At 64.3% G+C, this 18847-nt stretch carries 15 protein-coding genes; 9 read left to right on the top strand and 6 right to left on the bottom strand.

Going from position 1 to position 18847, the window contains the following annotated elements; genetic code table 11:
* Window positions 1–1143: an ROK family transcriptional regulator gene (locus G522_RS28255; RefSeq protein WP_051229095.1), complete on the top strand. Its 1143-nt coding sequence runs from the start codon at window positions 1–3 to the stop codon at window positions 1141–1143.
* Here the strand turns inward: G522_RS28255 and G522_RS0122365 are convergent.
* The 5 genes from G522_RS0122365 to G522_RS0122345 all read right to left on the bottom strand — a co-directional run bounded on the left by G522_RS0122365 (window position 1097) and on the right by G522_RS0122345 (window position 8667).
* Complete coding sequence (locus tag G522_RS0122365; protein ID WP_026792940.1) at window positions 1097–2338, bottom strand: ROK family transcriptional regulator; 1242 nt, start codon at window positions 2336–2338, stop codon at window positions 1097–1099. The two genes, G522_RS28255 and G522_RS0122365, sit on opposite strands and share 47 nt — an antisense overlap.
* A 53-nt stretch (window positions 2339–2391) precedes the next feature.
* Window positions 2392–5412: an alpha-mannosidase gene (locus G522_RS0122360; protein ID WP_026792939.1), complete on the bottom strand. Its 3021-nt coding sequence runs from the start codon at window positions 5410–5412 to the stop codon at window positions 2392–2394.
* 47 nt (window positions 5413–5459) lie between these two features.
* Window positions 5460–6302, bottom strand: a complete 843-nt coding sequence (locus G522_RS0122355) for a carbohydrate ABC transporter permease (protein ID WP_026792938.1) — start codon at window positions 6300–6302, stop codon at window positions 5460–5462.
* On the bottom strand, window positions 6299–7213 hold the full coding sequence (locus G522_RS0122350; protein WP_051229112.1) for a carbohydrate ABC transporter permease: 915 nt from the start codon (window positions 7211–7213) through the stop codon (window positions 6299–6301). Before G522_RS0122350 ends, G522_RS0122355 begins: the two co-directional genes overlap by 4 nt.
* A gap of 158 nt (window positions 7214–7371) precedes the next feature.
* A complete protein-coding gene (locus tag G522_RS0122345; protein WP_026792936.1) occupies window positions 7372–8667 on the bottom strand; it encodes a type 2 periplasmic-binding domain-containing protein in 1296 nt (431 codons plus the stop codon).
* A gap of 116 nt (window positions 8668–8783) precedes the next feature.
* Here G522_RS0122345 and G522_RS0122340 point away from each other — a divergent pair, with 116 nt between their 5' ends.
* The 8 genes from G522_RS0122340 to G522_RS0122305 all read left to right on the top strand — a co-directional run bounded on the left by G522_RS0122340 (window position 8784) and on the right by G522_RS0122305 (window position 17933).
* Entirely contained in the window at window positions 8784–9782 is a 999-nt protein-coding gene (locus G522_RS0122340) for an ABC transporter ATP-binding protein (RefSeq protein WP_026792935.1), read from the top strand.
* A gap of 26 nt (window positions 9783–9808) precedes the next feature.
* Window positions 9809–10783 carry an ROK family protein gene (locus tag G522_RS28250; RefSeq protein ID WP_051229093.1) on the top strand — a complete coding sequence of 325 codons (975 nt, stop codon included), beginning with the start codon at window positions 9809–9811 and terminating at the stop codon, window positions 10781–10783.
* A gap of 124 nt (window positions 10784–10907) precedes the next feature.
* A complete protein-coding gene (locus G522_RS0122330; protein WP_026792934.1) occupies window positions 10908–11906 on the top strand; it encodes a LacI family DNA-binding transcriptional regulator in 999 nt (332 codons plus the stop codon).
* A gap of 42 nt (window positions 11907–11948) precedes the next feature.
* Entirely contained in the window at window positions 11949–13238 is a 1290-nt protein-coding gene (locus tag G522_RS0122325; RefSeq protein WP_026792933.1) for an ABC transporter substrate-binding protein, read from the top strand.
* 116 nt (window positions 13239–13354) lie between these two features.
* Window positions 13355–14290 (top strand): ABC transporter permease subunit, encoded by a 936-nt coding sequence (locus G522_RS28245; RefSeq protein WP_084633346.1) that lies wholly within the window; start codon window positions 13355–13357, stop codon window positions 14288–14290.
* Window positions 14283–15161, top strand: a complete 879-nt coding sequence (locus G522_RS0122315) for a carbohydrate ABC transporter permease (RefSeq protein WP_026792932.1) — start codon at window positions 14283–14285, stop codon at window positions 15159–15161. Before G522_RS28245 ends, G522_RS0122315 begins: the two co-directional genes overlap by 8 nt.
* Window positions 15162–15163: 2 nt before the next feature.
* Window positions 15164–16861 (top strand): GH32 C-terminal domain-containing protein, encoded by a 1698-nt coding sequence (locus G522_RS0122310; RefSeq protein ID WP_036840554.1) that lies wholly within the window; start codon window positions 15164–15166, stop codon window positions 16859–16861.
* A gap of 22 nt (window positions 16862–16883) precedes the next feature.
* Window positions 16884–17933 carry an ABC transporter ATP-binding protein gene (locus tag G522_RS0122305; RefSeq protein ID WP_026792930.1) on the top strand — a complete coding sequence of 350 codons (1050 nt, stop codon included), beginning with the start codon at window positions 16884–16886 and terminating at the stop codon, window positions 17931–17933.
* A 3-nt stretch (window positions 17934–17936) separates the two neighbouring features.
* Here G522_RS0122305 and G522_RS0122300 read toward each other — a convergent pair whose 3' ends face one another.
* On the bottom strand, window positions 17937–18839 hold the full coding sequence (locus G522_RS0122300; protein WP_026792929.1) for an AraC family transcriptional regulator: 903 nt from the start codon (window positions 18837–18839) through the stop codon (window positions 17937–17939).
* Window positions 18840–18847 lie beyond the last annotated feature (8 nt).

The following is an 18847-nucleotide window of genomic DNA, read 5'->3' as shown; positions in this document are numbered from 1 at the left end:
ATGATGACGGGAAATCATCGGTCGGCGACGACGCGCCTTCGGCGAACGCCGTCATCGATCAAGGACGGCCCAGGCATCAACCACGGCGATATCGCCGATCACAATTCCCGCATCGCGCTGGAACTGCTGCGCGTTTTGGGGCCTCTCACCCGCCGCGATCTTTCTCAGCGTCTCGGACTGACCGAGCCGGCGATCACCGGCATCCTGAGGCGCCTTGAGGGACGCGGTCTCCTCACCTCGCGCCGGCAATCCGGTGCCAGCCGATATCCGGTGACCGAGTTCATGATCCGGCCTGAGGGCTGCGTAGCGCTCGGCCTAAGGCTGGCCCGGCGAGCGGCGACGGCCGTTCTGGTCGATGCGGCCGGCAATGTCATCGCTGAGCGACACGATGTGCCGCCGGGCGAGTTGATCGATGCCGGAAAGGCGCTGCTTGCCCTGAAACCGGCCGAGGCGGAAGTGCTGGGCGTCGGGGCCGCCTTGTCGCCCGATGACGGCGTCAGCATCGACGCGGTGCGTCAGGCTTTCGCACCGTTGACCGTGCTGGCCAATGCCGACAGCGCCACCGCCGCCACCGCCGAGCGACTGATCGGCGCCGGCGATCGCGACGGCGGCTTCGTCAGTATTCTGGTAACCCGGTCCGGCGTTCGGGCTGGACTGTCGATCGGCGGCCGGCCTTTCCATGGCATGCACGGCTTTGCCGGCGGCATCGGCGCCATGCGCACCGGCCAGAATCGCGCCCCGCTGGCCGAGGGCCTGTCGCCGGACCGGCTCGACGCTGCCATTGCCGCCGGTGACGACCGCGAGGCGGTCCTTGCCAACTGGGCGCGCGACGCAGCCGACCACCTGCTCGACGCGGTGGTGGCGATTTCCGGCGTGGTGGTGCCCGGCCTCATCCTGATCGGCGGCGACCTGCCGGATGACGCAATCGATGCGGTGGTTGCCGAAACATTGGCCGCGCCGGTGGCAGTCGGTGGCCGGCCGACGACCACGTCGTGGATGCCGCCGCTCTGCCGATCGCCCCTGCCCGCATCCGGGGTCGCCCTTGGCGCGGCTCTGTTGCCGATCGTCGAATTCCTGTTGCCCGATCCCAGACGGCTCAGAGAGACGCCGGCTCAGCCTGAGGCTGTGGCGACACGGGCGTGACCGATCGCAGCGGCACGCGCTTGAGCTGTCCGGCATCGGCCGATGGCAGGCCCAGCCGGTGAGCAAGTGGCATGGCGGCCGCGCCGAGGGCTGCCGCATCCTCCGAGCAGACGGCGCGATGCAGCGTCACCTGCGGCAGGCCAGCGCGCAGAATTTCCTTCTGCGCTTCGACGATCAGTTCATCGATGAGACGCACCGGCATGCGACCGCCGATCAGCACCGCCTCGGGATCGGCGATCAGCGCAATGTGCGATACCGCTTCAGCAAGCCAGCTGGCGGCGCGTGTGATCCAGGCGGACACCAGTGCCCGACCGCGCTCGTCCAGCGCCGCGAGTTCGGCAGGCGTGTGCACGATGATGCCGTGAGCACGAAGATGATCGTAGAGCAAAAACATCGAGAACAGCTCGCCGAACTGGCGGATACGGCCGGCGCCGTTCGCATCGACTTCTCGCACCGGCAGGCAGCCGATCTCGCCGTTGATGCCGCCCGCTCCCTTGTGGCGGACGCCGTCGATCACCAAGGCTCCACCGACACAGGCATTAGCGAGGACATAGAAGAAACTGCCGATCTCCGTGCCAAGGCCGTAGTCGATCTCGCCCAGCGCGGCGGCATTGGCGTCGTTGTCGATGAAGACGGGATGCGGCGTTACCGCCTCGACGGCACCGCGCAGGTCGAAATCGGTCCAGGCGGCGTAGGCGGAGGGACGGCCGATGACGTCGATCTCACCGAGCCAGTCGGGGATCGCCACACCCACGCCGGCGAGGCGCCCTTCGTCCACCAGCTTGCGGCGGCGGAAGCTCGACAGCGCGTCGGAAAACAGTGCCATGAACTCGTCGGGGAGAATGAAGCTCTTCTCGTGATGGACACGCCCACGCACAGTGCCGGTGGCATCGACCACCACTACGGTAAGATGGTCGCGGTCGATGTTGGCGCCAACCGAGAACATACCCTCGGGATCGATCTCCAGCTCGATCGCCGGCTGCCCCCTGAGACCATGCCGACGGCGCGCCTCCATGACCAGGCCGTCGTCGACCAGACGATCGACGATGCGGGCGATGGCCTGCTTGGTCAGGCCACAGCGGGCGGCAAGTTCGGTACGCGAAATCGGTGCGCCCCGATGAATGGCGGCGAGCACCAGTTGACGGTTCTTGACGGCCGCTTGTTCGGCGTTCGATCCGAGAAAACTCACCGACATTCCCTCCCCGCCCGCCGGAAGACCGGCGGACGGGACGAGACTAGCGCGAGGCCTCACGCCTTGCAAAGTCGCCAGCTCTTCACCTCGAAGGGCTTCAGGCCGCGTTCCGGCACATCCATCGGCTCCTCGAGAATGGTGACCGGTCTGTCGATGGTCCAACCGTCCTTGAGCGAAAGCCCGAAATCGCCGCGCCGGCCGGCCGGCTCCCAAACGCGCAGGACCAGACCCTCGCCTTCCTCGGCGGGTTTCAGGACGGACAGGGCTGCCGGGATGCCCTCGGCCACGACCGGCTGGACGAGGCCAGGGGCTAGGCCGGAAACTGTCCGGACCAGCAGGGGTTGGTTGAGATCGTCGGCCTCCTCGCGAACGCCACCGTCGTGCCAAGGGCCGGCGTGGGGCATCAAAGCGTAGGTGAAGGTCTGCTCGCCTTCGTCGGCCAGCGGATCGGGATAGATGGGCGAGCGCAGCAGGCTGAGGCCGAGCACGTTCTCGTGGACGCTGTGGCCGTACTTGGCGTCATTGAGCAGCGCCACGCCGAAATCCGGCTCGGAAAGGTCGAGGAAGCGATGAGCCGCCGCCTCGAACATCGCCGTATCCCAGGACGTGTTGGTGTGGGTCGGGCGGGTGACGATGCCATAGGCGCACTCGGCCGTGGCGTTGCGGCTCTTGGCATTCACGGCGGTGAGCGTTCTCAAGAAGACGCGGCGGTCGTGCCAATCGAGGGTGGTCCTGATGTCGAGGCGACGGGCACCGGCAGCAAGGCTGAGCACCTGCGTGATGGTCGAGGACCGGAAGCGGCGAACCAGCTTGACGGCGACGCGGTGCGGCCCTTGCTCGATGACCTCAAGGCTCTGGAGATCGGTGATCTCCTCGCCGCGCTCGGCATAGTCGCCCTCGATGTCCCAGGCGTCCCAGTTGCGTGGCTTGTCGACCGGATAGGCCATCAGGCGGTTGCCATAGCCGTCGAGCGCTTCGCGGCCGGTCGGCTTGTGCAGGATGGAAGCGATGCAGCCGTTGGCGGCAAGCGCCACGCGCAACACGTCGTTTTCGAGATGCGTGCGACTGACCGACAGCGAACCGGCCGGCTTCAGGCTGGCGGCATCGATCACGGCGACCGCAAGTGGCGGCAGTATTTCCGCCGAGGAGATCACGGTGCCATCGTCGAGGGTTACCCGAACCGGCCGCCCATCGAGCGACGGGTTGACGACCAGAAGGCGCTCACCGGGCGCCTTGGGCAATGCGCCAGCGATGGCGTCGAGCGCCGCCGCCTGCGCCTTGAGGCCGGTATCGATCACGTCGCCGAGTTCCTTGGCAGCATCCTCGTAGACCTCGTGGATCGACGAGCCCGGTAGGATGTCATGGAATTCGTTCTTGAGAACGGTGCGCCAGGCCGGCTCGAGGCTTTCAGGCTTTGGCGCCCCAAGCAGATGGGCGAGCGAGGCGGTGGTCTCGGCGGTGATTAGCGCGCGCTCGGCCTTGCGGTGCAGGCGCTTGACGACGCTCTGGCTGGTCAGCGTGCCGCGATGCAGCTCGAGATAGATCTCGCCCTGCCAGACCGACAGCTTCTTTTCCTTGGCCGAATGATGGGCGCCGTCGAAGAAATCCTTGACGCGGGTCCAGCGCGCCTTCGGCAGCGTCGGGAAGACGCGCAGCTGTTTTTCGCGGGCCACCATTTCCGGCGTCGGGCCACCGCCGCCGTCGCCATAGCCGACGCAGAGCAGCGTTTCCGGATGCAGCGCCTTCTCGCGGAAGTTCCGCCAGGTCGGAACGTGACAATCCGGACGGACGAAGCCGTTGTAGCCCTGCATGGGATTGTCGAAGGTGTGGGCGAGCACGCGGCTGCCGTCGAGGCCCTCCCACCAGAACAGGTCGGACGGAATATGATTGGTCTCCGACCAGTTGACCTTGATGGTGAAGAAGCTGCGGATGCCGGCTTGTTTCAGAAGCTGCGGCAGGGCGCCGGTGAAGCCGAAGCAGTCGGGCTGCCAACAGATGTCATGGCGGATACCGAAGGTCTTCTCGAAGAAGCGCTGGCCATAGAGATATTGGCGCGTCAGGCTTTCGCCGGTGGGCATGTTGGTATCGGGCTCGACCCAACTGCCACCCAGCGTTTCCCATTGGCCGGAGCGGACCCGCTCGACGATCTTTTCAAACAGTGCCGGGTCATCCTCGGCTACCTGCGCGTAGTAGTGGGCCGTCGATTGATTGAAGCGGAAATCCTGCGACGCCTCCATCATCGAAACCGCCGTCGAGAATGTACGGCGGGTCTTGCGGCGGGTCTCGCCATAGGGCCACAGCCAGGCAAGGTCGATGTGGGCGTGGCCGGTGAGTCCGATCTCGCCTTCCGGCGGGAAACGCTGCTGCAGCGCTTCGAGGCGGGCGATCAGCGCGTCGTAAGCCGCAGCAACGGCGGCCTTTTCTGCCTGGTTGAGGGCGGCGGGTGCGTCAATGAGCTCGGGCAGTTGCCAGATCTTCTGCTGGCCCTCGCTGCCGGCGGTGCGGGCGATGTAATCGGCTGTCGAGGACGGCCAGTCGAGGCCGCGCAGAGTATCCTCGGCGGCGGCGATCAGGTGCGGCACGACATCGTGGCCCTCGAGCACGCTGACCGCCTCGATGACCTGGGTGACCAGCAACCACAGCGCCTCGACCGACGGCTCGGACAGCCGGAGTTCGGCGCGGTTGACGTGCGGACGACGCACCGGTTCGCCGAACGGCAGGCGGGCCACGGTTTCCGTGGTTACCTTGAAGCTGCGTCCCGAGAGCGGGAAGCTCTGATGGTAAGGGTCGAGACCGTAGGAGATCGGCTCACAGCCATCGCAGGCAACGGCGATCAGGCTTTCGCCGCCGAGATCGAGGCTAAGTGTGGTCTCCGCAAGCGGCCACCCGGCAGGCACTTGTCCTTCGAGCGCGAAGTGGACGACGCCGTCCTTGCGTGGCCAGGGGGTGCCGATCTCGATGGCCGAACCCTCGAAGGTGATGGCAGCGAGTGGCGCCGTTTCGCGGACCTTCCAGAACTCCAGTTCGGCGACGCGGACTTTGAGGCGATCGAGGCGTTGGGCAAGGGTCAGGGACATGGGAGACATCCAATTCAAACCACGAAATGAAGCGAAGCTGGCCCGCCCTATCCTTTGACGGCGCCGGCCGTCATGGCGCTGAGGATCAGGCGTTGCAGGGCGAGAAAGGCGATGATCGCAGGCACCACCGAGATCAGGCAGGCAGCGGCGAGAACCTGGATGGTGCTGGCATTCTGCGTGCCGGCATACTGGAAGATGCCGACGCCGATTGGGACCAGCGAGTCCTTGGTGATCAGCAGGAAGGGCACCAGGAACTGCGACCAGCCGGCGATCACGGTTATGATGAAGGCCGAGGCGACGCCGGGCGTCGATAGCGGCAGGATGATGCGGATGAACACCGAGAGACGGTTGCAGCCGTCGATCAGGGCTGCCTCATCAAGGCTTTTCGGAATGCCGTCCATGTAGCCCTTGAGCAGCCAGGTAACCATGGGCACGCCGAGGGCGATGTAGACCATGACGGTGCCGAAGTGGCTGTCGATCAGGCCGAGCCGGCTCATGTAGCGGTAGAGCGGCACCATGATGACCAGCGGCGAGATCATCTGGAAGGCGAGGATGCCGAGCATCCAGGCGCCCTTACCCTTGAAGTCGAAGCGGGAGAAGGCATAGGCGGCGGGCGCGGCAATGATCAGACAGCCGACGGCGGACAGGCAGGACAGTTTCAGCGCATTGATCAGGTAGACCGGGAACTGGCTGGAGGTCAGCACCATCGTGAAATTTTCGAGCGTTGGGTATTTAGGAATCAGCCTGGCAACGCCGAGGAACACTTCCTTGCGGGTGCGGAGCGCCATGGACAGCAGCCAGATCAATGGCCAAGAGAAGAAGACGAACATCACGGCCATGAAGGCATAGCTCAGGATGTCGCCGAGGCGATCGCGGGTGCTGAGTTTCATGCCTTTTCCTCCTTCGGCAGGAACGAAGCGTAGACGAGCGCCAAGCCGAGGCTGATGATCAGCATCAGGATCGACAGCACGCTGCCGGCCGCGAGGTCATAATTCCGGAACACCACATTGAAGGTGTAGAGCGACAGCACTTCAGTGGCGCGGCCCGGCCCACCGCCGGTCAGCGAGATGATCGCGTCGAAGGTATTGAGCGTCTGGATGGTGATCAGGATCATGTTGACCAGGATGGCCGGTCTCAGCTGTGGCAGCGTCACAAAGAACAGCCGCTGACGCCCGTTGGCACCATCCACTTCGGCCGCCTCGTAGAGTGAGGGATCGATCGCCTTCAGCGCCGCGTACATCACGACCATGGAGAAGGCGGTACCGCGCCAGATATTGGAGAGGACAACCGACCACATGACGACGTCTGGGTCGGACAGCCACTGAACCGGCGCCATGCCGGCGAAGCGCAGCAGCGAGTTGAGCCCGCCGAACGGCGCCTCATTGAACAGCATCTTCCAAATGATGCCGCCGGCGATACCTGGCACCACCCAGGCAATCAGCGCGGTAGTCCTCAGGATGGTCGTGCCGAACAGATGGCGGTTTTCCGAGCGAACAACGACCAGCGCCATGGCAAGGCCAAGGAGCTGCTGGCCGATCACCGAGCCGGCGGTGAAGATGAAGGTCACCCAGACGATCTGCTGAAGCTCGGGACGGGTCAGAACATTGGCGAACGTGGAAAGCGTGTAGTGGCCCTCGCCGCCCAACAGCGTCAGATCGGTGAAGGCGTAACGAAAAACGTCGATCACCGGATAGAGATAAAACAGCCCCATCACCAGGATCACCGGCATCAGCCAGGGATAGGGAGATGGAACGCGGTTGTGCCGGCCTGCAGCCCCAACGAAAGGCAATCTCGAGCTCATGGCGCGTGCGGACATGGGCACCTCGGGTTCAAGGGTTCGGCGAAGCGAAGGCGGCCGCCAAATTGGGCGGCCGCCCGCGGCGGGGTGGCTCCGGAGCCTTGGTGAGCCACTATCCCACTAAGTGCCGCCCGCCTGGAGGAACGGCGGGCGGCAAAGGCTCAGAGCCGTGCGTAGGCGTCGAGCGATGCCTTGTAAGCGTCGTCGACGGCAGCGTCGGTCGCCGCGGCACCGGTCAGCACCTTGCCCATCATGATCTGGATCTGGTTGGAGATTTCCGGATAGATCAGCACGCCGGGCCGGGCCTGGCCGACCTTCAAAGCCTTGGCGAAGGTCTGGTTGGCCTCACTCTTGAAGACGTCATACTTGTCATAGAGGTCGGCGCGGGTCGGCAGCTGTTCCTGCAGCGCGTTGGCCGGGCCCATATAGATCTCACGGGCAAGCGCGGCGCACATCTCAACCTTTTCCGGATCCGAGGAGAAGGCCGCGACCGTCCAGCCGCCGGTGCCGGTCGACCGCTGATCGGCCGTGATGCCCGGCAGCATCGAGAAGGTCCACTTGGCAAACTCTTCGGGGTCCATGGAATTCTGCAGCTGGCGAAGTTGCCAGTTGCCGCCAACGAACAGCGCCGTCGTGCCTGCCACAGCCGCGGCGTTGAGGTCATCATAGTTGCCGATGGTGGTGACGCGCTTGGGGGCGGCGCCGGACTCGACGAGGTCGCGATAGTAATTGACGGCCTTGACGAACTTGTCGCGGTTGGCAGCGTCCGCGAAGATCGGCTTACCGGCATCATCGACTAGCTTGCCACCCTGACCCCAGAAATTGCCGAGCCAGTCGAAGGCGGTTCCCTCGTAGCGGCTGCCGTTAAACAGGATGCCTTCCATGCCGGCCTCGACCGACTTCAAGCCGGCCGCCTTGGTGTCAGCCCAGGTCACCGGTTCGTTCGGTACGATTTCCTTGTTGCGATAGAGCACGCGAAGATCGGTCGACCACCACCAGGCATAGATCTGGCCGTCCTTGCCGGTTACGCCTTCGCGGACGAACGGGAACAGCTGGTCGATCTCTTCCTTCTTGAAATAGGGCGATAGCGACTTCAGCACGCCGGCCTGCTTGAACAGCGGCAGTACGAAGCTGTCGACGGCGGCGCAATCAGGTGCATGGCCGGCCTTGGCCTGCTCCAGCATACGCGCCTGCTCTTGACTGATATCGCCGGTCATCATCTGCAGTTCGAGCTGCCAGCCGGGATGGTTGTTGATGAACTGCGTATAGAGTTTGGAGTAGCCGGCCGCCCAGGTCGGATCGGTGCTCGACGGGCCGTCGCCCGTCAGGCGGAACACCATCTTCTTCGGCGCATCGGAGGGCCCGACGCGATCGCTGGTAATGAGATCCTCGGCGGCAACCGGCAGGCAGCCAAGCGCCGTGGCCGCGGCGAGCGCCGCTAGCAGAGATTTCTTCATCGCTTTTCCTCCCAGAAGGCGCGGAAGCCGCTCCTCAAAATTTCGGCTTCCCAAACCAACGCCAATTAGATTAAATCACTTTGTTTTGTTGTCAAGCCAGCGTCTGGGAGGTTCGCATGGCCACCGTCGAAATCAGGAATCTGCGCAAGGCCTATGGCGCGCTTGAGGTGTTGCACGACATCTCGATCGACATCGCCGACGGTGAATTCGTGGCTCTCGTCGGTCCGTCCGGCTGCGGCAAATCGACGTTGTTGCGGTGCGTCGCTGGCCTCGAAACCATCAGGAGCGGCGAAATCCGCATCGACGACAAGGTGGTCAACGACCTGGCGCCCAAGGACCGGGACATCGCCATGGTGTTCCAAAACTACGCGCTTTATCCGCACATGAACGTCGCCGCCAACATGGGTTTTGCCCTGAAACTCGCCGGCCGACCCAGGGCCGAGATCCAGGACCGCGTTGGCAAGGCAGCCACCATCCTCGACCTGACGCGCCAACTCGAGCGCAAACCGGTGGCGCTATCCGGCGGGCAGCGTCAACGCGTCGCCATGGGCCGCGCCATCGTCCGCGACCCCAAGGTCTTTCTGTTCGACGAGCCGCTTTCCAACCTCGATGCCAAGCTGCGTGTGCAGATGCGCGTGGAGATCCGCGAGTTGCAGCAGCGGCTTGGCACCACGACCATTTATGTGACGCACGACCAGACCGAGGCCATGACCATGGCCGACAAGATCGCCGTGCTGAACGCCGGCCGTCTCGAACAGGTCGGCGCACCGCTCGATCTCTACCGTTCGCCAGCCAATCTATTCGTCGCCGGCTTCATCGGGTCGCCACAGATGAATTTCATCACCGGCGATCTCGCCAGCAAGGCCGGCGCTGATACCATCGGCGTCCGCCCCGAGCATCTTGTCGTCAGTCGCGATGGCGATGGCTGGCGCGGCCGAGTGATTTCCGCCGAGCATCTGGGCAGTGACACTTTCATCCACGTCGAGATGGCCGACGCCAGCCGGATCACGGCCCGCACGGTTGGCGACATGCCGGTGGCTGCTGGGGACGACGTTGTGCTGACCCCGGAGGACGGGCATTTGCACCGCTTCGGCGTCGACGGCAACGCCCTTTAGTCCGGGAACCGACGGGGAGAGGCTGGATGTATATCGGGATCGACTGGGGCGGGACGAAGATGGAGGTGGTGGGGCTTGATGCCGAGGGCGTCGAGCTCTGCCGCCACCGTATCGCAACGCCGCGCGAGGATTATGACGCCTCGATCCGGGCGGTGGTCGATCTGGTAGCCCATGTGGAAAAGGCGACCGGCCAGAAGGGTAGCGTCGGCATCGGCCTGCCCGGCAGTCCCAACCCGCTGACCGGCCTCATCCGCAACTCCAACGCCTTCTGGTTGAACGGTCAGCCGCTCGGTCGCGATCTCGAAGCCGCGCTGCAGCGGCCGGTGCGGCTTGCCAACGACGGCAATTGCCTGGCCGTCTCCGAGGCGATCGATGGCGCCGGCGCCGGCCTCGATGTGGTGGTCGGCATCATCCTGGGTACCGGCCATGGCGGTGGCATCGCCATCAAGGGCAAGAGCCACGCCGGCTTTCAGGGGCTGGCCGGCGAGATCGGCCACTATTCGTTGCCTTGGCCGAAAGAGGGCGAGTATCCCGGCCCCAGGTGCTGGTGCGGCCGCAACGGTTGCCTGGAAATGTTCTGTTCGGGCACCGGCTTCGAGCTTGACTACAAGACCACCACCGGCATCGATCGCAAGGCCTCCGAGGTGATCGCGCTGAAGCGAGCCGGCGATCCGGTCGCTCTCGAGGTCTACGGTCGCTATGTCGATCGCCTCGCCCGGTCGCTGGCGCTGATCATCGACCTGGTCGATCCGGATGTGTTCGTGCTGGGCGGCGGCATGAGCAATGTCGACGAGCTCTATGACGACGTGCCGAAGCTTCTCTCAACCCGCACCAACCTCTGGCAGGGCGAGGGCAGCCGCCTCGTCTTCTCCGACAGCGTGGCGACGCCTATCCGCAAGGCCAAGCATGGCGACAGCTCCGGCGTCCGAGGCGCAGCCTTCCTCTGGAAGGAAGAACGCCAGAGGTTGCGGACTGATGGCTTTTCCCTTCAAAGGGCGTAGTTCGAATGCCTTGACAAGATCTCGCAGCGATGGCATTGGGTAAACGATAACTCAAGCCACCTACCGACGAGGAATGAAGAGCCGTCTCGGTAAAGCGTCGGCGCCCTGGGAGGGGAAACCACTCGTGACCGTTTCGCTGCAGGATATCGCCAGCATCGCCGGGGTGTCGGTCAAGACCGTCTCCGGCGCATTGCACGGCGGCTCGGCCCGGATGGCCGACGAGACGCGCGATCGGATCTGCAAGATCGCCGAGGAACTCGGCTATGTCACCAATTTCGCCGCGCGCAGCATGCGGCAGGGCTGGATGCCGCTGATCGCCATTATCGGCGATGAACTGCTCACCTCGCCTTTCGCCACCGAGATCATTCGCGGCCTCGACAATTCCGCCCGCAAGGCCGACCTCTCGGTGTTCTTCACCACGATCGGTAGCGACCGCGACATCGCCAAGGTCTACGACGATGTCAGCCGCTTCCGACCCCGCGCCATCGGTTACGCGGCGATGTATCACAAGGAAGTAGCCATCCCACCCGAACTCGCCGACCATATCGGGGTGATGATCAACTGCCGCGACGCGACCGGACGCGTGACGTCGCTGGTGCCCGACGAGGAAGCGGCCGGCCACATCATCGCCAGCCACCTGATCAACGCCGGTCGGCGCAAGATCTCCTTCATCAATCTGCCGGGGCTTCTGGCCGGCGAGCTGCGCGAGCGTGGCTTCCGGACCGCGCTCGGAGAAGCCGGTCTCGAGCCGGTCGCCGTGTTGCCGGCTGTCAAGCGCGCCATCTACGCCGATCGGGCGCGCAGTCTGGTCGCCCAGCATGTCGCGGACCTGATGGCCGGACCCGATCGGCCGGACGCCATTCTTTGCGGCAACGATCGCGTGGCCATGGAGGTCTACACCGCGCTCCGCAAAGTGGGAGCGGGTATCCCCGACGACGTCGCGGTCGCGGGCTTCGACAATCAGATCGACATCGTCACGCGGCTCGACCCGCCGCTGACCACCATGGCCCTGCCCCACCGCGCCATGGGCCGGCTGGCGGCGGAAATACTTCAGGCGGACGAACCGCCGGAGAGGGGGCTGAAATTGCTCCCATTCCAGCTTGTGGAGAGGGCTTCGGTCTGAGCTGGACCTGAAACCGAGGAAGAAACGGAGGAGACTTTCATCATGGGTAATCGTTTACTTAGCGTCTTTGCCGCCACAACCGCACTGATGGCGCTGACGGCCGCCGCCGATGCCAAGACTGTGGTGCGCATGATGCACCAAGGTGATCCCGGCTGGGTGGCGCTCTACGGCAAGGTCGCCGAACGCTTCGAGGCGGCCAATCCGGATGTCGACATCGAGCTGATCTACGCACCGCACGATGCTTACAACGAGAAGTTCTCGTCGGCGGTGATGTCCAAGCAACTGCCTGACATCATGGAGCTCGATGCACCCTTCCTCGCCAACTACGTCTGGTCGGGCTACCTCAAGCCGCTCAAGAGCTACGTCGACAAGGACCTTCTTGACGACATGACGGCGTCCAACATTGCCCAGGGCACCTACCCGATCGACAAGGAGCTCTATGCCATCGGCCTGACCGACAGCTCGGTGGTGCTCTACGGCAATAAGAAATATCTCGAGAAGATCGGTGCCCGCATCCCGAAGTCGGTGGACGACGCCTGGACGCGCGCCGAGTTCGAAGACTATCTCGGCAAGCTGGCCAAGGTGGATGGCGTCAAATGGCCGATCGACACCTTCCGCGGCTATGGCATCAAGACCGAGTGGGTGACCTACGCCTACCAGCCGATCCTCAACTCCTTCGGCTGCGACCTGATCGACCGCAAGACCTGGAAGGCCGAGGGCGCGCTCGACAGCAAGCCTTGCGTCGATGCGCTCACCATGATGCAGACCTGGGTGAAGAACGGCTGGGTCGTGCCGATGTCGTCGGGTACCAACCAGTTCTACGCCGACGGTCAGCCGGCAGCGCTCGCCTGGGGCGGCCACTGGTTCTACGCCGAAGCCGCCGCCAAGATGAAGGACGACGTGGTGGTGATGCCGCTGCCGAAGTTCGGCGACAAGAGCGCCAGCCCCGACGGCACCTGGATCTGGGCGATCACCACCCAGTCCGAGCATCCCGACATCGCCGGCAAGTTCCTGAGCTTCCTCCTGAAGGACAAGGACTATCGCGACTACGCGGTGAGCCAGAGCGCCTATCCCGGCCTCAAGAGCTTTGCCGCCCAGTCGCCGCTCTATGCGGAAGGCGGGCCGATGGCTGTCGCTTTCGAGCAGGCATCCAAGGTGGCCGTGCCACGCCCGCCGCACCCGGCCTATCCGACCATCACCTCCGCTTTCATGCAGGCCGTCGACCAGATCTTCAACGGCGAGGACACGCAGAAGGCGCTGACCGCTGCCGCCCAGAAGATCGACGAGGACATCGCCGACAACGACGGTTATCCGCCGTTCGACGGCAATTGATGTCCGCCCGCTGAGGTCCGTCCGTCGCAAGGACGGGGTCTTTGCACGGCCTAACGGCGCGCGCCCTCCCTTCAGGCGCGCGCCGCATCCTGCCACCATCGCTTGGCGAGGGGCTCATGTCCGCACTGACAATCCCACCGAAGCGGCGCCGCCGTTCCATCATCACCCGTGTCGGCTGGCCGCGTTTCCTGCAGGAAATAGGCATGCTGGCGCCGGCGGTCGTGCTGATGACCGTCTTCCTGATCACGCCCTTCCTGCTGTCCTTCTGGACGGCGATGACCAACCAGCCGCTGGTGCCCCGGCCGACGCCGGTGCGCTTCGTCGGCTTCAACAATTTCCTGCGCATCCTGAGCGACGATCTGTTCTGGACGTCGCTCTGGAACGTCACGCGCTTCACGCTCTGGGTGCTGCCGGTACAATGCGGGCTCGCCTTCCTGACAGCGCTGATCCTCAATCAGAAACTGCCGTTCCGGAATCTGTTCCGCGGTATGTTCTTCCTGCCGGCCATCACGTCGATGGTGGTCGTCTGCGTCATCTGGGGCACGCTGTTCCAGTACCCGACCGGTCCGCTCAACCAGATTCTGGCGTCGCTATCTGGCGGGCATATCCAGCCGATCGACTGGCTGGGCGATCCGAACTGGGCGATGTTTTCCATCGTGCTGCTGTCGGCCTGGCAGGCCTACGGCTTCCAGATGATCATCTATCTCGCCGGCATGCAGGGCATTCCCGACGAACTTTATGACGCCGCTCGCATCGATGGCGCCGGTCGCTGGGGCCGCTTCTGGCATGTCACCATGCCGGGCCTTAGGCCGACCCATGTGTTCGTGCTGGTGATCACCACCATCCAGGCCTTCAAGCTCTACACGCAGGTCGCCATCCTGACACAGGGCGGACCGAAGTCGTCGACCGAGACCGTCGTCCACTACATGGTGCGCGCCGGCTTCGAGGAGCAGAAACTCGGCTACGCTTCGGCGGTGTCAGTGATCCTGTTCCTGATCGTCCTGGTCATCGCGCTGATCCAGCGCAGGCTCATGAGGCGCTTCGATGTCTGATCTCGCCCTTTCCCCCCGCAAGCCAGCGGCGCCTCTCAATGGCTACCGCATCGTCCAGTCGATCTCGGTGTTCGTCATCGCTCTGGTGGTGATCTCGCCGCTGTTCATGCTGTTCATCGCCTCGCTGAAGGACGACCGATTCCAGATCCTCGCCGATATGGGATCGTTCCGGGCCTTCTGGGTGGACAACCCGACACTCAATAACTTCCGCGAGGTCGGCAACTTCGCCGGCGAGCTGGCCTTCGGCCGCTATCTCGGTAATTCGCTGTTGATCCTGTTCTCGACGGTCAGCCTCGGCCTGATCATCAACTCGATGGCCGGCTTCATCCTCGCCTGGGGCAGCCTGCCGGGGCGGGCGCTGATCCTGTCGCTGATCATCGCTCTCTACGTCATCCCGCAGGAGAGCATCATCATGCCGCTGCTGATCATCGTGTCGCGGGCCGGGCTGTCCGACACCTTCACCGCCCAGATCCTGCCCTTCGTGGCGAGCCCCCTCTACACCTTCCTGTTCTACCAATTCTTCGCGCAATTGCCGAAGGAGCTCTACGAGGCCGCCTCCATCGACGGCGCCTCGATCTTCCGCACCTGGTGGTCGATCTTCATGCCGCTCAGTCTGCCGGCCCTTGCCACCGTCTCCATCCTGATGGGCATCGAGGCCTGGAACCAATATCTCTGGCCCATCCTGATCACCCAGACCGACTATGCCCGGCCGATCTCGGTGGCGATCGCCACGTTCTTCGGCCAGGACAGCATCTTCTGGGACCGGGCCATGGCCGCCTCGGTGCTGATGATGATCCCCATTCTCGTGTTCTATCTCGCCTTCCAACGCTGGTTCATCAGCTCCTTTGTTGGCTCAGCGGTGAAAGGTTGACCATGTCCCAGCCATTTTCTTCGGCCGATCAGTCGGGCTGGGAAGCGATATCCTTTGCCCCGGTGGCAGCGGGCCACACCATCGAACTCTTCCTGATGGCCAAGGGGACGGAACCGGCGATCGTCGCTCTGAACGGAGCGGGCGAAGTGATCACCGGGCGAACAGACGCCTTCGAACGGTGGCGCCTCGTTGCCGCAGCGCCGGTCGATCGCCTCAGCTACGATCCCGCGACCACATTGCTGTCGGCCGTCTACGCCTATGATTCAGCCAGCGTGCTCGACACCGGCATTCGGGTGCTGCATGCCGGACCGGCATCGACCCCGCCTAAGCTGGCTGGTGGCTACCATTTCCGGCCGCCTTTCGGCTGGATGAATGATCCCAACGGCTTTGGCCGCTTCGATGGCCGCGCCCATCTCTTCTACCAGCACTACCCGCACAGTCTTCGCTGGCATGCCATGCATTGGGGCCACGCTGTCTCCGACGACCTGTTGCATTGGCGTCATCTGCCGATCTTCCTCGAGCCGGGTGACGCCGTATACGCGGCGAACGGTGCCGGGGGCATCTTCTCCGGCTCGGCGATCGCTGTGCCCGGAGAACCCGGCTTCCGGGCTTTCTTCACCGACCATATCGAGGGCCGGAAGCCGGAGATGGAAGTGCAATGTGCGGTGCGGAGCAGCGACGGCGTCACACTCGACACCCCGCAGACAGTGCTGGCTGGTAGGCCGGATGGGCTCGGCCTCGGTGAGGACAACCGCGACCCTTACGTCTTCCGTGGCCCCGATGGGCGTCTCAAGATGTTGCTCGGCGGTCGCGATGCCGAGGGGGGCGTCGTCATGCTCAACGAGACAGCCGACCCGACCGGCGCGTCCGGCTGGCGCTTCGTCGGTCTTGTCCACCGCGAGCGAGACTATGGCCGCACCGTCGGCGAATGTCCGGCCATGCTGCCGCTCGATGGCCTGGCGGAAGATCCTGAAACCCGCTGGCTTCTGATCGTCGGCCTGTTGATGAGCCGCGATCCGGCGACACGGCGGCGCAATCTCACTTTCGGCATCGTCGGCCATTTTGATGGCCAGACCTTCGTACCCGAATTTCGCCGGGAGCTGGACTTCGGCACGGACGCCTATGGCTTCCAGGCCTTCGTTGACCGGGATGGTCCCGTCGGCATCGCCTGGCTCGCCAACTGGACGGATATCGTCAGGACCGCCGACTGGCCGACCGCGATGACCCTGCCGCGCCGGCTGCTGCTCCGGGACGGCGCGCTGCTCACGCCACCGATCGAGGCGGTCACCACGCTCCGGCAGGCGCTTGTCGATGACCATAGCCTTGCAGCCGGCGACATGGTCGGTCTCAACGACGGTGCCGCTGAGATCATGATCGAGTTCGAAGAGGCGGGCTTGCCCTTCGAACTCACGCTGTCGCACCCGACGCTGAAGCTCGCCATCACGGCCGGCGCAGGCGGGCTCGCCATCCTTCATGAAGACAGCAAGGGTTCGCTCGCTGCGCCGCATTATCTCGCCGTCGGCGCGCAGGTGCGCTCCGTCCGCGTCTTCCTCGACCGGGGATCGATCGAGGTGTTTGCCGACGACGGCCGCTATGCCGGCACCAAGCGGCTTGCCGATGCGGCCCCGGTGACTGCCATCCGCCTCGAAGCCCCGCAAGGACGCATCGCCGCCGCGCGCGTTTGGCGGCTCGGCCTCTGAACAAGATCAAGGGAGGAACACCATGGCCAGCGTTTCCATCGACAACGTCGCCAAGTTCTATGGCAGCCATCAGGTCATCCACGGCATCGATATCGACATTGCCGATGGCGAGTTCGTGACGCTGGTCGGTCCATCCGGCTGCGGCAAGTCGACGCTGCTCAGGATGATCGCCGGCCTCGAGGAAATCTCCGACGGCGACATCCGCATCGGCGACCGTCTCGTCAACGACGTGCCGCCGAAGGAGAGGGACATCGCCATGGTGTTCCAGAACTACGCGCTCTATCCGCATATGACGGTGGCCCAGAACATGGGCTTTGCGCTGAAGCTGAAAGGCGAAAGTCGCGCGGCCATCGACGCTCGCGTCAAGGAGGCCGCAGCCGTCCTGGCGCTCGAGCCCTATCTCGACCGGCTGCCCAAGCAGCTGTCGGGTGGCCAGCGGCAGCGCGTCGCCATGGGCCGGGCGATCGTGCGCAGCCCGCAGGTGTTCCTGTTCGACGAACCACTTTCCAATCTCGACGCCAAGCTGCGCGTGCAGATGCGCGCCGAGATCAAGGATCTGCATCAGCGCCTCGGCACCACGACGGTCTACGTCACCCACGACCAGATCGAGGCGATGACCATGGCCGACCGCATCGTGGTGATGAAAAGCGGCGTGGTCGAGCAGATCGGCCGGCCGCTGGAACTGTATGACCGACCCGCCAACCTGTTCGTCGCCACGTTTATCGGCTCGCCGGCCATGAACCTTATCAAGGGCAGAGTGGGTAGCGGCGGCTTTGTCGGCGAAGGCGGGGTTGTGCTGCCGCTGCCCGCCCGAGCTGGTGCTAGCGCGGTTACCTACGGTGTCCGCCCCGAACACCTGACGCTCGACGAGAGCGGCTTCCGTGCCGAAGTGGTGGTGGTCGAGCCAACCGGCGCCGAAACCCAGGTGCTTGTCCGATGTGGCGGACAGACGCTGGTCGCTGTGTTGCGCGAACGAGTCGACCTCAACCCCGGCGACAGTATCGGCCTCAAGCCGGATCTCACGGCCGTCCATCTGTTCGGCGAGGACGGTCGCCGGCTCCAGCAGGAATAAGCCTCAAGCGGCGGCGCGGGTTTTGCCGCTCGTGCCTGCCCGTCGTTCGGCTCGGAAGGCCGAGGGCGTGCGGCCAATCAACCTGAGGAAGTTGCGATTGAAGGTCGAGAGCGTCTCGTAACCGACATCCATGGCGATCGAGGTCACCATGTCCTCCGTCTCGGAGAGCAGCTGGCAAGCCTTGTAGATCCTGAGATGGTTGATGTACTCGGCGCAGGAGCAACGCAGGTGCCGCTCGAAGAGGCGCGAGAAGGCGGCCAGGGCCATGCCTTCCGTTGCGGCCACCTCGCGACAGGTGAGGCCCGGCCGGTTGAAGTTGGCGGCGATATAGGCGAGCATCCGCTCGAGCCGGCGCGGCTGGGCGCATTGATGCTCCATACCCTTCAGCGACAGCGACTGACGATTGCCGTCATGCTCCAGTACGCGCATCAGCTTGAAGAACAAGGCGATGCGTTCGAACCCGTCGGCCCCGAGCAGCGCCTCCATCAGACCCGCCGCCTCGCTGGCGGCGGAGGGCGAAAATTCGATGCCCGCCCGTGTCGCCTCCAAAAGGGTGGAGAGGCCGGCGCAGTCGGAAAATTCCGCCATGCAACGCTCGGCAAAGCCGGCACCCATCTGAAGCACCAGATCACGGTCGCGAATGCGCCCATCCATGTCACGATCGCCGCCGTCCGACACCCACATGTGCGGCAGGTTGGGGCCGGTCATGACGAGATTGCCCGGGCGGAACTCGCCGGCGTAGGTGCCGACATAGAACTGGCCGGAACTGCGACGGATCAGATGCAGCTCGTATTCCGGATGATGGTGCCAGCCGGAGTAGGCGAAGGGGTAATCGTGCGAATAGACGCGGAACGTGCGCTCGAGCGGCGCCTCGATCACCTCCAAAACGGGCTTTGTCTGACCCATCTTCGCCT

Source organism: Pleomorphomonas oryzae DSM 16300 (assembly GCF_000422965.1).
GTDB lineage: Bacteria > Pseudomonadota > Alphaproteobacteria > Rhizobiales > Pleomorphomonadaceae > Pleomorphomonas > Pleomorphomonas oryzae.
Note: the sequence above shows the minus strand (reverse complement) of the source record. Positions and strands in the feature narration are given on the sequence as shown.